Origin of the sequence: Burkholderia sp. Ac-20384 (assembly GCF_017104605.1) — a bacterium.
In the GTDB taxonomy this organism is placed as follows: Bacteria; Pseudomonadota; Gammaproteobacteria; order Burkholderiales; family Burkholderiaceae; genus Burkholderia; species Burkholderia lata.
In genome coordinates this window covers 17,663-31,417 of the sequence record NZ_JAAGPE010000090.1, presented here as the reverse complement: position 1 = coordinate 31,417, position 13,755 = coordinate 17,663, and the positions used below count along the sequence as shown (strand labels likewise).

Below are 13,755 nucleotides of genomic sequence, written 5' to 3'. Positions count from 1 at the left end.
GCTCGGCGATTCGATGGGCGAGCTCGGCGCGTATTACGCGGCGGCCGACATCGCGTTCATCGGCGGCAGCCTGTTGCCGCTCGGCGGCCAGAACCTGATCGAGGCGTGCGCGGTCGGCGTGCCGGTGCTGATCGGCAAGCACGTGTTCAACTTCACGCAGGCGACCGCCGATGCGGTTGCGGCCGGCGCCGCGCTGCAGGTCGAGGATCCGCTCGATCTCGCGCACGTGCTCGACGCGTTGTTCGCCGACAAGGCGCGGCGCATCGCGATGGGCGCGGCCGGCGCCGCATTCGCGTCGCGTCACCGCGGCGCGACTGCACGCACGGTCGACGTGCTCGCGGCACTGCTGCCGCCCGCCGAGCGTGGCGTGCGCACGCTGCAGGACGCGCAGGACGCTTCCGACGACTAGGCGAAGGCGGCGCAATGCCGCCATGAGCACGCGTGGCGGCACCGTATGGCGCCGCCACGCCGTTCAGACCGTCAGCAACCCCTTCTTCTCGATGAACGCGATCACGTCCGCGACGCCTTCGAGCGCCTTCAGGTTCGTCATCACGTAAGGCCGCTCGCCGCGCATCTTCTTCGTGTCGGACGCCATCACGTCGAGGTTCGCACCGACCAGCGGCGCGAGATCCGTCTTGTTGATCACGAGCAGGTCGGACTTCGTGATGCCGGGGCCGCCCTTGCGCGGAATCTTCTCGCCGCCCGCGACGTCGATCACGTAGATCGTCAGGTCCGACAGCTCGGGGCTGAAGGTCGCCGCGAGATTGTCGCCGCCCGATTCGATGAACACGATGTCGGCGTCGGGGAAGCGCGACAGCATCCGGTCGACGGCCTCGAGGTTGATCGACGCATCCTCGCGGATCGCCGTGTGCGGGCAGCCGCCCGTCTCGACGCCCATGATGCGCTCCTCGGGCAGCGCGCCCGCGACCGTCAGCAGCCGCTGGTCTTCCTTTGTGTAGATGTCGTTGGTGATTGCGACGAGGTCGTACCGGTCGCGCATCGCCTTGCACAGCATTTCGAGCAGCGTCGTCTTGCCGGAGCCGACGGGGCCGCCGATGCCGACGCGCAGCGGCGGCAGTTTCTTCGTGCGGCGGGCGGAGGAGGGAGCAGGTGCGTTCATGGCGGATAAGCGTCGGGTTCAGGAGCGGAACAACCGCGAATACTGGGTTTCGTGCCGCGCGGACAGGATGCCGAGCTGCGGCGCGAACGTGTTGACGGCGTCGGGCGGCGTCGCGAGCGCGCGGCGCACGGCTGCGTCGATCGCGCCGCGCAGCGCGACGATGATGCGTTGCCCGGCGAGCTGACCGAGCGGCACGGCCTTCAGCGCGGCGGACGTCTGGTTCTCGACCCAGCCGAATGCATACGCGGCGAGCACGGCGTCGGCGCTTGCGTCGTGCGCGGCGGCTGCGTACGCGAACGCGGTGGGCAGCGCGATCGGCGTCATCGCCGCGAGCGTCGCGCGGCGCGCGGCATCACCCCATTCGAGCGACGCGCACAGCTGCGCGAGCGACCAGCCCATCTGTTCGGTCTCGCGGCGCAGTTCGGCCGATTCGCGGCTCGCGATGAACCACACATTCTCGGTGACGAGCGCCGGCGTGTCGTGCGCGTGCCAGCGCGCGAGCTGGTGCGCGAGGAACGGCAGCTCGCCGTGCGCGAGCACGTCGGTCAGGCCGCTCGCGATCCAGTCGCGTGCGGTATCGGCATCGTGGATCAGGTTCGCGTCGAGCGCCGCTTCAAGCCCCTGCGAATAGCTGTACGCGCCGATCGGCAGCGCCGGCGATGCAAGGTGCAGCAGCGCGACGAGTTCAGTGGCGGTCATGGCCGTGGCCGTGCGCGCAACCGGGACCATGCTGATGGTCGTGGTCGTGGTCGTGGTCGTGGTCGTGGTCGTGCGAATGCGCGTGGCCGTGATGCTCGCCGAACACCTGCTGCGCGAGCGCGTAATCCTCGGCGAACGTCGCGTCGTGCCCGTGCTTGTGTCCGCCGCCGTACGCGCCGGCTTCCGGCTGGAACGGTGCGAGGGTCTCCTCGACCTGCGTGCCGAGCCGGCGCAGCATGTCCGCGAGCACCGGGTCGGCTTCGAGCTTCAGGTAGCCGTCGCCGATCTCGACCGGCGTGTGACGGTTGCCGAGGTGGTACGCGGCGCGCATCAGCGTGAGCGGATCGGCGGCGCGCACGCGCAGCACGGTCTCGGGCGCCGCGGCAATGCGCACGAGCGCGCCGTCGTCGGCGACGAGCACGTCGCCGTCGCGCAGGATCGTGCCGCGCGGCAGCAGGACCGCGACGTCCTCGCCGGTGTCGAGCGTCGCCGCGAGGCGGCTCTTGCAGCGGGCGTCGTAGGCGAGCGTGAGCGTCGGCGCGCGCGCGACGAGCGACGCGGCGAGTTTCACGTTCGGGGCAATGCGTTTGTCGAGGGTGCGCATGAGTCGAAAACCGGCAATCAGGTCAGAACAGGAAATAACGCTGCGCCATCGGCAGCACCGTGGCCGGCTCGCAGGTGAGCAACTGGCCGTCGGCGATCACGTCGTAGGTTTCGGGGTCGACGCTGATCGACGGGCGCCACGCGTTGTGGATCATGTCGGCCTTCGTCACGTTGCGGCAGTTGCGCACGGGCACGATCCGCTTCGCGAGGCCGTAGCGTTCCGCGATGCCTGCATCGGCGGCCATCTGCGACACGAAGGTCAGCGACGTGCGCGCGAGCGCACCGCCGCGCGTGGCGAACATCTCACGATAGTGGACCGGCTGCGGCGTGGGAATCGACGCGTTCGGGTCGCCCATCTGCGCCATCGCGATCATCCCGCCCTTGAGGATCATCGACGGCTTGATCCCGAAGAACGCCGGCTCCCACAGCACCAGGTCGGCCCACTTGCCGGGCTCGATCGAGCCGACTTCGTGCGCAATGCCGTGCGTGAGCGCCGGGTTGATCGTGTACTTCGCGACGTAGCGCTTCGCGCGGAAGTTGTCGTTGCGCGTGCTGTCTTCCGGCAGCGCGCCGCGCTGCACCTTCATCTTGTGCGCGGTCTGCCACGTGCGGATGATCACCTCGCCGACGCGGCCCATCGCCTGCGAATCGGACGACAGCATCGACAGCGCGCCGAGATCGTGCAGGATGTCCTCGGCCGCGATCGTCTCGCGGCGGATCCGCGATTCGGCGAATGCGAGATCCTCGGCGATCGACGGATCGAGGTGATGGCACACCATCAGCATGTCGAGATGCTCGTCGAGCGTGTTGATCGTGTACGGGCGCGTCGGGTTGGTCGACGACGGCAGCACGTTCGACTCGCCGCACACCTTCAGGATGTCGGGCGCATGGCCGCCGCCCGCGCCTTCGGTGTGGTACGTGTGGATCGTGCGGCCCTTGAACGCGGCGACCGTCGATTCGACGAAGCCGCCTTCGTTCAGCGTGTCGGTATGGATCGCGACCTGCGTGTCGGTGTCGTCGGCGACGGAAAGGCAGTTGTCGATCGCGGCGGGCGTCGTGCCCCAGTCCTCATGCAGCTTCAGCCCGATCGCGCCGGCCGCGATCTGCTCGACGAGCGGCTGCGGCAGGCTCGCGTTGCCCTTGCCGAGAAAGCCGAGATTGATCGGCCAGCCGTCGGCGGCCTGCAGCATCCGCTCCATGTGCCACGGGCCCGGCGTGCAGGTCGTCGCGTTGGTGCCGGTGGCCGGCCCCGTGCCGCCGCCGAGCATCGTCGTGACGCCCGACGCGAGCGCCTCGTCGATCTGCTGCGGGCTGATGAAGTGGATGTGCGTGTCGATGCCGCCGGCCGTCACGATCAGCCCTTCGCCGGCGATCACTTCGGTCGCGGCGCCGATCGCGATTGTCACGCCCGGCTGGATGTCCGGATTGCCGGCCTTGCCGATCGCCGCGATGCGGCCGTGCTTGATCGCGATGTCGGCCTTCACGATGCCCCAGTGATCGAGGATCACCGCGTTCGTGATGATCGTGTCGGGCACGTCGGCGGCCACGCGCTGCGACTGGCCCATGCCGTCGCGGATCACTTTCCCGCCGCCGAATTTCACTTCCTCGCCGTAGGTCGTGAAGTCGCGTTCGATCTCGATCAGCAGCTCGGTGTCGGCGAGCCGGACGCGGTCGCCCGTCGTCGGCCCGAACATTTCCGCGTACGCGCGGCGGCTCAAGCGTAGTGTCATGGTGCTGTTCCTGAAGAGCGGGGCGCGGCTTACAGCGGCCCCATCACCTTGCCCTGAAAACCGTAGACGGCGCGATCGCCCGCGAGCGCGACCAGCTCGACGGTGCGCGTCTGGCCCGGCTCGAAGCGCACCGCGGTGCCGGCTGCGATGTTCAGGCGAAAGCCGCGTGCGGCCGCGCGATCGAACGACAGCGCGTCGTTGACTTCGAAGAAGTGGTAGTGCGAGCCGACCTGCACCGGACGGTCGCCGGTGTTCGCGACGACGAGCGTCAGCGTCGTGCGGCCCGCGTTCAGTACGTGTTCGCCGTCGTCGGTGAGGATTTCGCCGGGGATCATGCGGGGCCTCACGGAATCGGGTGATGGACGGTCACGAGCTTCGTGCCGTCGGGGAAGGTCGCCTCGACCTGGATGTCGGGAATCATCTCCGGCACGCCGTCCATCACGTCGTCGCGCGTGAGCAGCGTCGTGCCGTAATGCATCACCTCGGCGACCGTCTTGCCGTCGCGCGCCGCTTCCATCAGCGCGGCGGTGATGAAGGCGACCGCCTCCGGATAGTTGAGCTTCAGGCCGCGTGCGCGACGGCGCTCGGCCAGCAGCGCCGCCGTGAAGATCAGCAGCTTGTCCTTCTCGCGGGGAGTCAGTTTCATGAAGGCAAACGTTCAGTAAAACGTAATTTTTATCGGTGCGCGCGCAACGATGCGAATGCGCGGGTCATCGTAGCACCGCGCTGTTTTGCGTGCGTCGTGTAGCGGTTATGTAAGCAGCAAGGCGCGTGCCATGTGCATGGAACGCCGTGCGATGCGCGCTCGTGGTGCGCGATGCATGGGCAATGTGCAGCGCCCGCCGCGACGCTGCGCCGAAACGGTGCGTGGCGCGACCGCGCTCAGGTTTGCCAGAGGCGCAGCGGCCGTGCGTCGACACCGTGCACGATCGGCCGCAGATGCAGCCAGCAGTCGGTGAAGTGGCGTTGCAGCGCTTCCATCGACGTCGACAGCGCGCGGACGAGCACGACGCCCGGCGTCACGCAGGTCGCGCCCGCGCGCAGCGTGGCATCGAACGGCATCCGCGCGGCGAGCGATTCGGCGAGTGCGGCGTCGCATGCAGCGCCGGCCGCCCACAGCGTGCCGTACGCGGGAAAGCCGGCGAGCCCCTGCAATGCGTCACGCAGCGGGTCGCGCGCATCGAGCAGCGCGCGTTCGGTCCATAGCGGCCGGCCGTCGGCATCGACGAGCGCGGAGGTCGACGCGACGCGGCCCGCCGACCAGGTTTCGCCGGCCGCCTGCCGGCCGAGCTGCGACGCGTCCCAGCCGATCGCAGTCGCACCCGTGCCGAGTTTCACCGTGAAGTCGAGCGAAGCATGCGCTGCGTCGAAGAACAGGTTGTTCTGCGGCAGCCAGTCGAGTTTCGCGTGTTCGCCGACCGTGATGCCGATGCGCTGTGTCGCGTCCAGCCCGTTCGACTTGTACCACTTGGTCGCGCCGGGCGTCGTCAGCACGGCGTGCGTGCCGTCGCCGAGCGCGATGTCGATGTCGAGCCGGTCGCCGCCGGCGACGCCGCCCGGCGGGTGAACGATCACCGCGTGGCAGATCGCATCGCCTTCCGGATACAGCGGCCGCTGCACGCGCAGCGGGCCGTCGTGCAGCCGGTGCGCGAGCGTCGTGCGCGCGCCGTGCCGCTCGAAACCGAGTTCGAGGCGGCCGTGCCACGACTTGGCGACGGCAGGGCGGGACAGCGGGGCACGGGAATCGGGGGCGGACATCGGCGGGAAGCAGGGGACGGGCGCGGGGAACGAGGATGCTACCGCAACAATATACGCCGCGGTGCCCGCGTTGCAGAGCGTGGCAACGCCGCTCCCGGGGCGCGCCGCTTCGCCGGCGTGCGCCCGACATGCGCTGCCTGGCGAGGCGCCGGATCTCTGACCGGACGCGACGCCACCCCTGGGCGCCTTTCCCGCTACACCGCGATCAGCTCCCGCACACCGTTCGCTTCCATCTCGTGCGCATCGCCGCCCGCGACGATCTCGCCACGGCTCATCACCCAGTAGCGGTCGGCGATCGACTGGGCGAAGTCGTAATACTGCTCGACGAGCAGCACGGTCATCTTCGATTCGTCGACGAGCTGGCGCAGCGTGCGGCCGATGTCCTGGATGATCGACGGCTGGATGCCTTCGGTCGGTTCGTCGAGGATCAGCAACTGCGGCTCGCTCATCAGCGCGCGGCCGATCGCGAGCTGTTGCTGCTGGCCGCCCGACAGGTCGCCGCCGCGCCGCGCACGCATGTCCTTCAGTACCGGGAACAGGTCGTAGATGCGGTCGGGCACCTTCGACGGTGCCTTCCGGCTCGCGGCGCCGACGAGCAGGTTCTCCTCGACAGTCAACCGCGGAAAGATGTCGCGGCCCTGCGGCACGTACGCGAGCCCGGCCGCGACGCGCGCATACGGGGGCATCGCGCCGAGCGCCGTGCCGCGCCACGACACGCTGCCGCTTTTCGCGGTGACGACGCCCATCAGGCAGCGCAGCAGCGTGCTCTTGCCGACGCCGTTGCGGCCGAGCAGCACGGTGAGCTTGCCGTCGTCGGCGGCGAGGCTCACGTTGCGCAGGATATGGCTGCCGCCGTAGTACTGGTTCAGTGCATCGATCTTCAGCATCGCATCATCGTCCAAGGTAAGACTCGATCACCGCGTCGTCGCGCTTGACCTGATCGAGCGTGCCTTGCGCGAGCACCGCGCCTTCGGCCATCACCGTCACGCGGCCCGTGTCGCCCGCGAGCGCCGCGACGAATTCCATGTCGTGCTCGACGACCATCATCGAGCAGGTGCCGCGCAGCGTGTTCAGCAGCTCGGCGAGCTCCATCGTCTCGTGGTCGGTCATCCCGGCCGCCGGCTCGTCGAGCAGCAGCAGCGCGGGGCGCTGCATCAGCAGCATGCCGATCTCGAGCCGCTGCTTCTGCCCGTGCGACAGCTCGCCGGCCGCGCGGAAGGCGTGGCTCTCGAGGCCGATCAGCGCGAGCGTCTCCTCGATCTTCGCCTGCGCGGTGCGGTCGAGCCGCGCGCGCAGCGACGCGAGCCAGCCCTTGTCGGTCTGCATCGCGAGCTCGAGGTTCTCCCACACCGGATGCTGTTCGAACACGGTCGGCTTCTGGAACTTGCGGCCGATGCCCGCGCGCGCGATCTCGGGCTCGTTCATCCGTGCGAGGTCGATCGTCTGGCCGAGAAACACCTTGCCCGCATCGGGGCGTGTCTTGCCGGTGATCACGTCCATCATCGTCGTCTTGCCGGCGCCGTTCGGGCCGATCACGCAGCGCAGCTCGCCCGCGTCGATCGCGAGCGACAGCTTCTTCAGCGCGCGGAAACCGTCGAAGCTCACCTCGATATCCTCGAGGTAGAGGATCGTGCCGTGCGACGTGTCGATGCCGGGCGGCACCACGCGCCCCATCGATGCGGTGCCGCTGACGGCCAGCCCTTCGTCTTCGGACGGCGGCGTGAACTGGTACAGGGCCGTTCCGTTCATGCGCGTTTCCCCTTCGCGATCAAGGTTTCGACGAGGCCCATGATCCCGCGCGGCAACAGCAGCGGCACGAGCACGAAGATCAGGCCGAGGAAGAACAGCCAGTATTCGGCGAAGTACGCGGTAAACAGGCTTTTCGCACCGTTCACCGCGAACGCGCCGACGATCGGCCCGATCAGCGTGCCGCGCCCGCCTACCGCGACCCAGATCGCCATCTCGATCGAGTTGCCGGGCGACATCTCGCCGGGGTTGATGATGCCGACCTGCGGCACGTATAGCGCGCCCGCGATGCCGCACAGCACGGCCGACACGGTCCACACGAACAGCTTGTACGCGAGCGGGCTGTAGCCGAGAAACATCAGCCGCGTCTCGCCGTCGCGCACCGCGGTGACGACACGCCCGAGCTTGCTGGTGACGATCGCACGCGCGGCGATGAACGCGAGCACGAGCGTCGCGAACGTCAGCAGCAACAGCACCGTGCGCGTGCCGGGCGACGTGATCGCAAAGCCCGCGATGCGCTTGAAGTCGGTGAAGCCGTTGTTGCCGCCGAAGCCCGTCTCGTTGCGATAGAACAGCAGCATCGCGGCGAACGTCATCGCCTGCGTGATGATCGACAGGTACACGCCCTTCACGCGCGAGCGGAACGTGAAGAAGCCGAACACCCACGCGAGCACGGCCGGCACGAGCACGACGAGTGCGAGTGCCCACGCGAGATGCTGCGTGCCGCTCCAGTACCACGGCAGCTGGTGCCAGTCGAGGAACACCATGAAGTCGGGCAGGTCGCTGCCGTACTTGCCGTCGCGGCCGATCTCGCGCATCAGGGTCATGCCGATCGCATAGCCGCCGAGCGCGAAGAACAGCCCGTGGCCGAGGCTCAGGATCCCGCAGTAGCCCCACACGAGATCGAGCGCGAGCGCGGCGATCGCGTAGCACATCAGCTTGCCGGTGAGCGTCATCGCGTACGCGGACAGATGGAACGCGCTCGACTCGGGCGCGACGAGCGCGGCGAGCGGCACGCCGATGCCGATCGCGACGCACAGCGCGATCAGCGCGAGCCACGCGCGTCGCGACAGCAGCGCGGGGCGGGGCGGCAGGCCGAGCGCGAAGCGCTCTTCCGTGCGTGCGGCGGCAGCCGGCTTCGGCGCATCGGCGGCCGGGTTGGACAACGAGTGGGTGAATGAAGTCACGTCAAGCCTCCGCACTGCGGCCCTTCGGGGCAAACATGCCCTGCGGACGTTTCTGGATGAACAGCACGATCATCACGAGCACCGCGATCTTCGCGAGCACGGCGCCCCAGAACGGCTCGATCGCCTTGCTCGCGAGGCCGAGCCCGAAGCCGCCGAGCACGGTGCCGGCGATCTGCCCGACACCGCCGAGCACGACCGCCATGAACGAATCGATGATGTAGTTCTGGCCGAGGTCGGGGCCCACGTTGCCGATCTGCGACAGCGCGCAGCCGCCGAGGCCCGCGATGCCCGCGCCGAATGCGAACGCATACGCGTCGACGCGCGCGGTCTTCACGCCGACGCACGCGGCCATCCGGCGGTTCTGCGTGACGGCGCGCACGAACAGCCCGAGCCGCGTCTTCGTCAGCACGGCCCACGCGACGAACACCACCGCGAGTGCGAATGCGAGGATCGCGAGCCGGTTGTACGGCAGGATCAGGTTCTGCATCACGGTCACGCCGCCGCTCATCCACGACGGGTTCACGACCTGCACGTTCTGCGCGCCGAACAGCATCCGCGTCGCCTGGATCAGGATCAGGCTCACGCCGAAGGTCGCGAGCAGCGTCTCGAGCGGGCGGCCGTACAGGTGCCGCAGCACGAGCCGTTCGAGGACGATGCCGACGAGCGCGGCCGTCACGAACGACACCGGCACCGCGACGAGCGGATACCAGTCGAACGCGCCGGGCGCGTAGCGCTGGATCAGCGTCTGCACGACATAGGTTGCGTACGCACCGATCATCAGGAATTCGCCGTGCGCCATGTTGATCACGCCGATCAGCCCGTACGTGATCGCGAGGCCGAGCGCGGCGAGCAGCAGCACACTGCCGAGCGACAGGCCGGCAAACAGCGTGCCGACGATCTCGCCGCGGCGCTGCAGCGTGTGCAATGCGTCGAGTCCTTGCTGCGCGGCGTCGCGCACGCGCGCGTCGGGCTCCGCATAGCTGCCGTCGGCGTTCTTCGCGACGAGCGGGCGCAACTGCTCGATCATGTCGAGGTCCTGGCGTGCAGCCACCACCTGCACGGCCTCGAGGCGCTTCGCCGGATCGGCATCGTGCAGCGCGGCGATCGCCCACAGTGCGTCGAGGCGGCGCTTCAGCGCGGGATCGGTTTCCTTCGCACGCGCGCGGTCGATCATCGGCTTGAGCGCCGGGTCGGGCGATTTCAGCAATGCATCGATCGCGTCGCGACGCGCGGCGACGTCGGGCGACGCGAGCGCGAGCCCCGACAGAGCACCGGTGATCTTCGTGCGCAGCAGGTTGTTCAGCATCACGGGCTGCGCGTCGCCGGCCGGCGTCGCGGCCTGCGTGAGCGCATCGTGCGCGGTGTCGCCGGTCTGGATCAGCAGGCGGCCGTCGCCGGTCGCGAGCGCGTCGCCGGTCGACAGCGCATTGAGCAGCGCGACGGCGCGTGGGTCGGAGTCGGCGGCGAGCCGTTCGATCGCGGTCGTCTTCGCGTCGAAGTCTTCGCCGGCGAGCGCGGCGGTATCGGTCGCCGTCAGCGCGAACGCGGCGCGTGGCAGCCCGCCCGCGAGGGCGGCGCACGCGACGATCGCGACGGCGGCTCGGCGAAAGCGTGTAGGCATCGGGAAATCCTGTCGGGCGTGGGGAAGCGGATGCGTGCGGCGATGCGTGGGCGCTTGCGGCTCATCTCGGCAAGCGCGGCCACCGCATCGGGTTCGGCATCGGCGTGCGAGCGGTATGTCGCGCGTGACGCGCGACGTACCGCCCTGCATCAGGCGAGCGCCGCGCGCTGCCGGCGCAGGAAGGCCGGGATCGACGTGACGATGTCCGGCTTGCCCTGGTTGCCCGCGATGAACGGGCTCCACGGTTGCGCGCGCACCGCGGTCCTGGTTTTCCACACGACGTTGAATTGCCCGTCGCCGCGGATCTCGCCGATCATCACCGGCTTGTGCAGGTGATGGTTGCCGTCCATCGCAAGCGTGAAGCCCGACGGCGCGGCGACGGTCTGGCCGACCATCGCGACGCGCACCTTGTCGACGTCGGTGCTCTTCGCCTTCTCGACGGCCTGCTTCCACATGTGGATGCCGACGTAGGTCGCTTCCATCGGGTCGTTGGTCACGCGCTTCGCGCCGCCCGGCAGGTTGTTCGCCTTCACCCACGCGGCGAACTGGTCCTTGAACTTCGTGTTGGTCGGGTTCTTCACCGACATGAAGTAATTCCACGCGGCGAGGTGACCGACGAGCGGCTTCGTGTCGATCCCGCGCAGCTCTTCCTCGCCGACCGAGAACGCGACGACCGGCACGTCGGTCGCCTTGATCCCCTGGTTGCCGAGCTCCTTGTAGAACGGCACGTTCGAGTCGCCGTTGATCGTCGAGATCACGGTCGTCTTGCCGCCTTGCGAGAAGTTCTTGATGTTCGCGACGATGGTCTGGTAATCGCTGTGGCCGAACGGCGTGTAGACCTCCTGAATGTCGGCGTCCTTCACGCCCTTCGATTTCAGGAACGCACGCAGGATCTTGTTGGTCGTGCGCGGGTACACGTAGTCGGTGCCGAGCAGGAAGAAGCGCTTCGCGCCGCCACCTTCCGCGCTCATCAGGTACTCGACGGCCGGGATCGCCTGCTGGTTCGGCGCGGCGCCCGTGTAGAACACGTTGCGCGACATTTCCTCGCCTTCGTACTGCACCGGGTAGTAGAGCAGGCCGTTCAACTCCTCGAACACCGGCAGCACCGACTTGCGCGACACCGACGTCCAGCAGCCGAACACGCACGCGACCTTGTCCTGCGTGAGCAGTTGGCGCGCCTTCTCGGCGAACAGCGGCCAGTTCGACGCGGGATCGACCACCACGGGTTCGAGCTTGCGGCCCATCACGCCGCCGCTCTTGTTGATGTCGGCGATCGTCATCAGCGCGGTGTCCTTCAGCGACGTCTCCGAGATCGCCATCGTGCCCGACAGCGAGTGCAGGATGCCGACCTTGATCGGGCCGGTGCCCGAATCGGCCGCGTGAACGAACGGGCTCTTGCCCGCGAGCGCGAGTGCGCCGGCCATCGAACCGAACTTCAACAGACTGCGACGTTTCATCGGGTTCCCCTTGACGTGTTGGATATGCGTGCGCCTTGAAGGCGCTGGCCAACGGGTAACGCAAGGCATGTGCCAGTCGTGCGGATGCACGTCCGGCGTGCCTGCGCGGGGCGGTGCGTGGCGTCGGGACGGTGCGCGTGACGCGTCGTGCAGCATGCGCGGTCCGTCGCGGTGCAGGGTCACGGGCGCAAATGGTGCACGGTCGGGGTTCCCCGTTCCGGTGCCTGCACCTGCACGCGGTGCGGGAACCGGCGTGCGCCGTGACTTCGCGCCACGCGGGCAGGGCTGGTCACGGACGCAGCGCGGCGCCGCTGTCGGTCATCGAGACGACGCTGAAGTGATTAACCAGAGCGGAAAAGAGAAACGGGCACGCGATGCGTGCCCGTTCGGGGGATCAGTGCGGCCGGCGGCGGTGTGCCGATCGGCGAGGCGGCGCGCGATGCGCCACCGTCAGGATCAGTAACGCGGCACGGACGGATCGACGTCGCGCGACCACGCGTCGATCCCGCCTTGCAGGTTGTACAGCTTCGTGAAGCCGCGCGATTCGAGGAACATCGCGACCTGCGCGCTGCGCATCCCGTGATGGCACACGCAGACGATTTCCGCTTCGTCGTCGAGCTCTTCGCTGCGCGCGGGAATCTGCTGCATCGGGATCGACACGCTGCCCGCGATATGCGCGGTCGCGATTTCCCACGGTTCGCGCACGTCGAGCACGACCGGCGCGGGGCGCGCCTTGTCGCCGAGCCATTCCGCGAGCATCGCGGCCGTCAGGATCTGCATGGTGGCTCCGTCGCTCAGAACTTGAAGCGCGACGGCTCGATCGCGTTGACGAGGTGGTCGATGTACGTTTCGAACACGTCGGCGACGCGGTACTGCTTGTCGTCGATGCGCGTGATGATCTGTGCCTTCATCACCGGACGGCCGCCGACGAATGCCGCGAGGCGGCCGCCGACCTTCAGCTGTTCGAGCATTTCCTGCGGCACGACGGGCAGGCCGCCCGCGACGCAGATCACGTCATACGGCGCCTTGCCGGCCCAGCCGCGCGAACCGTCGCCGAGGACGACTTCCGCGTTGGTCACGCCGTCGTTGCGCAGGTTGTCTTCCGCGAACTTCGCGTTGGTCGGATCGATCTCGACGGCCGTCACGTGCTGCGCGCGGTGCGCGAACAGTGCAGCCAGGTAGCCCGAGCCGGCGCCGATGATCAGCACGTTCTCGTGCTTCTTGACCGTCAGCTCCTGCAGCACGCGTGCTTCGACGCGCGGGAACAACATCTTGCTGTTGCCGCCGGGCAGCGGGAGTTCGAGATCGGCGAACGCGAGATCGCGGTATTCGGCCGGAACGTAGTTTTCACGCTTGACGATCGACAGCAGGCCCAGGACGTCGAGATCCAGCACGTCCCACGGCCGGATCTGTTGTTCGATCATGTTGAAACGCGCGTTTTCGATATTCATGGTGTGGTCACGCAGCCTGGTCGGCCATCAGCGGGGATAGAGAAACTTCGTGATTGTACCAAACGGGGCGGCTGCGAAGCCTTCAGGCGGCCTGCAACAGACCTTTACCCCTTGCTCTTCTTGATCTGCGCCTCGAACGCGAGGTCGAGCTTGCTCGCCTTGCGCGGCTTTTTGGGGCCGAATTCGTCGACGAACTTGACGAACTCGTCGAGCGGCAGCGGCTCGCAGCGCTTCTCGGTGGTGCCGCCGGAGCGGTCGACGAGATAGAACAGGCCGCCCGCCATCGCGACGGCCGCGAATTGCGGGTTGCCGGAGCGGGTTTTCAGGCGTTCGACCGCGTGGGTCGCTTTGGTGGTGCGCATCGTGCGGAATCTGGCGGGGCG

16 protein-coding genes are annotated in these 13,755 nt (G+C 68.3%); 1 reads left to right on the top strand and 15 read right to left on the bottom strand.

Annotated features, from left to right (window positions below; all coding sequences use genetic code 11):
• The coding region (locus G3O00_RS18920) for a glycosyltransferase (RefSeq protein ID WP_346778986.1) at positions 1 to 409 on the top strand (409 nt) is incomplete at its 5' end.
• A 63-nt stretch (positions 410 to 472) separates the two neighbouring features.
• Here the strand turns inward: G3O00_RS18920 and ureG are convergent.
• The 15 genes from ureG to G3O00_RS18845 form a co-directional block, all read right to left on the bottom strand.
• Positions 473 to 1,120: an urease accessory protein UreG gene (gene ureG / locus G3O00_RS18915; protein WP_011351182.1), complete on the bottom strand. Its 648-nt coding sequence runs from the start codon at positions 1,118 to 1,120 to the stop codon at positions 473 to 475.
• Between the two features lie 18 nt (positions 1,121 to 1,138).
• A complete protein-coding gene (locus tag G3O00_RS18910) occupies positions 1,139 to 1,819 on the bottom strand; it encodes an urease accessory UreF family protein (protein WP_206143941.1) in 681 nt (226 codons plus the stop codon).
• Positions 1,806 to 2,423: an urease accessory protein UreE gene (gene ureE, locus G3O00_RS18905; RefSeq protein WP_206143940.1), complete on the bottom strand. Its 618-nt coding sequence runs from the start codon at positions 2,421 to 2,423 to the stop codon at positions 1,806 to 1,808. Before ureE ends, G3O00_RS18910 begins: the two co-directional genes overlap by 14 nt.
• Before the next feature lie 22 nt (positions 2,424 to 2,445).
• Positions 2,446 to 4,152, bottom strand: a complete 1,707-nt coding sequence (gene ureC / locus G3O00_RS18900; RefSeq protein WP_069247329.1) for an urease subunit alpha — start codon at positions 4,150 to 4,152, stop codon at positions 2,446 to 2,448.
• A 29-nt stretch (positions 4,153 to 4,181) separates the two neighbouring features.
• Positions 4,182 to 4,487 carry an urease subunit beta gene (locus G3O00_RS18895; protein ID WP_174931110.1) on the bottom strand — a complete coding sequence of 102 codons (306 nt, stop codon included), beginning with the start codon at positions 4,485 to 4,487 and terminating at the stop codon, positions 4,182 to 4,184.
• Between the two features lie 8 nt (positions 4,488 to 4,495).
• Positions 4,496 to 4,798 carry an urease subunit gamma gene (ureA, locus tag G3O00_RS18890; protein WP_006406310.1) on the bottom strand — a complete coding sequence of 101 codons (303 nt, stop codon included), beginning with the start codon at positions 4,796 to 4,798 and terminating at the stop codon, positions 4,496 to 4,498.
• A 236-nt stretch (positions 4,799 to 5,034) separates the two neighbouring features.
• Positions 5,035 to 5,910, bottom strand: a complete 876-nt coding sequence (locus G3O00_RS18885) for an urease accessory protein UreD (protein ID WP_174931111.1) — start codon at positions 5,908 to 5,910, stop codon at positions 5,035 to 5,037.
• A 194-nt stretch (positions 5,911 to 6,104) separates the two neighbouring features.
• The gene (gene urtE / locus G3O00_RS18880; RefSeq protein WP_206143939.1) at positions 6,105 to 6,797 is read right to left on the bottom strand and encodes an urea ABC transporter ATP-binding subunit UrtE; all 693 of its coding nucleotides are present in this window, start codon (positions 6,795 to 6,797) and stop codon (positions 6,105 to 6,107) included.
• Positions 6,798 to 6,801: 4 nt separating this feature from the next.
• Complete coding sequence (urtD, locus tag G3O00_RS18875) at positions 6,802 to 7,659, bottom strand: urea ABC transporter ATP-binding protein UrtD (protein ID WP_206143938.1); 858 nt, start codon at positions 7,657 to 7,659, stop codon at positions 6,802 to 6,804.
• Positions 7,656 to 8,843, bottom strand: coding sequence for an urea ABC transporter permease subunit UrtC (gene urtC / locus G3O00_RS18870; protein WP_174931113.1), 1,188 nt, complete (start codon positions 8,841 to 8,843; stop codon positions 7,656 to 7,658). The genes urtD and urtC overlap by 4 nt, the downstream gene beginning before the upstream one ends.
• A 1-nt stretch (position 8,844) precedes the next feature.
• Positions 8,845 to 10,464 (bottom strand): urea ABC transporter permease subunit UrtB, encoded by a 1,620-nt coding sequence (urtB, locus tag G3O00_RS18865; RefSeq protein WP_206143937.1) that lies wholly within the window; start codon positions 10,462 to 10,464, stop codon positions 8,845 to 8,847.
• Positions 10,465 to 10,613: 149 nt separating this feature from the next.
• Complete coding sequence (gene urtA / locus G3O00_RS18860) at positions 10,614 to 11,921, bottom strand: urea ABC transporter substrate-binding protein (protein ID WP_206143936.1); 1,308 nt, start codon at positions 11,919 to 11,921, stop codon at positions 10,614 to 10,616.
• A 456-nt stretch (positions 11,922 to 12,377) separates the two neighbouring features.
• On the bottom strand, positions 12,378 to 12,701 hold the full coding sequence (locus G3O00_RS18855; protein ID WP_011351193.1) for a rhodanese-like domain-containing protein: 324 nt from the start codon (positions 12,699 to 12,701) through the stop codon (positions 12,378 to 12,380).
• Between the two features lie 14 nt (positions 12,702 to 12,715).
• Positions 12,716 to 13,372, bottom strand: a complete 657-nt coding sequence (locus G3O00_RS18850) for a protein-L-isoaspartate O-methyltransferase (protein WP_011351194.1) — start codon at positions 13,370 to 13,372, stop codon at positions 12,716 to 12,718.
• 104 nt (positions 13,373 to 13,476) lie between these two features.
• Entirely contained in the window at positions 13,477 to 13,734 is a 258-nt protein-coding gene (locus tag G3O00_RS18845) for a hypothetical protein (RefSeq protein WP_011351195.1), read from the bottom strand.
• Between the last annotated feature and the right edge of the window lie 21 nt (positions 13,735 to 13,755).

What these genes read in the sequence shown, in the direction of transcription:
- urtE (WP_206143939.1), bottom strand. Translation starts at nt 6,797, where the DNA reads ATGCTGAAGATCGATGCACTGAACCAGTACTACGGCGGCAGCCATATC.
- ureE (WP_206143940.1), bottom strand. Translation starts at nt 2,423, where the DNA reads ATGCGCACCCTCGACAAACGCATTGCCCCGAACGTGAAACTCGCCGCG.
- G3O00_RS18855 (WP_011351193.1), bottom strand. Translation starts at nt 12,701, where the DNA reads ATGCAGATCCTGACGGCCGCGATGCTCGCGGAATGGCTCGGCGACAAG.
- G3O00_RS18850 (WP_011351194.1), bottom strand. Translation starts at nt 13,372, where the DNA reads ATGAATATCGAAAACGCGCGTTTCAACATGATCGAACAACAGATCCGG.
- G3O00_RS18845 (WP_011351195.1), bottom strand. Translation starts at nt 13,734, where the DNA reads ATGCGCACCACCAAAGCGACCCACGCGGTCGAACGCCTGAAAACCCGC.
- ureA (WP_006406310.1), bottom strand. Translation starts at nt 4,798, where the DNA reads ATGAAACTGACTCCCCGCGAGAAGGACAAGCTGCTGATCTTCACGGCG.
- G3O00_RS18910 (WP_206143941.1), bottom strand. Translation starts at nt 1,819, where the DNA reads ATGACCGCCACTGAACTCGTCGCGCTGCTGCACCTTGCATCGCCGGCG.
- ureC (WP_069247329.1), bottom strand. Translation starts at nt 4,152, where the DNA reads ATGACACTACGCTTGAGCCGCCGCGCGTACGCGGAAATGTTCGGGCCG.
- G3O00_RS18895 (WP_174931110.1), bottom strand. Translation starts at nt 4,487, where the DNA reads ATGATCCCCGGCGAAATCCTCACCGACGACGGCGAACACGTACTGAAC.
- urtB (WP_206143937.1), bottom strand. Translation starts at nt 10,464, where the DNA reads ATGCCTACACGCTTTCGCCGAGCCGCCGTCGCGATCGTCGCGTGCGCC.
- urtA (WP_206143936.1), bottom strand. Translation starts at nt 11,921, where the DNA reads ATGAAACGTCGCAGTCTGTTGAAGTTCGGTTCGATGGCCGGCGCACTC.
- G3O00_RS18885 (WP_174931111.1), bottom strand. Translation starts at nt 5,910, where the DNA reads ATGTCCGCCCCCGATTCCCGTGCCCCGCTGTCCCGCCCTGCCGTCGCC.
- urtD (WP_206143938.1), bottom strand. Translation starts at nt 7,659, where the DNA reads ATGAACGGAACGGCCCTGTACCAGTTCACGCCGCCGTCCGAAGACGAA.
- ureG (WP_011351182.1), bottom strand. Translation starts at nt 1,120, where the DNA reads ATGAACGCACCTGCTCCCTCCTCCGCCCGCCGCACGAAGAAACTGCCG.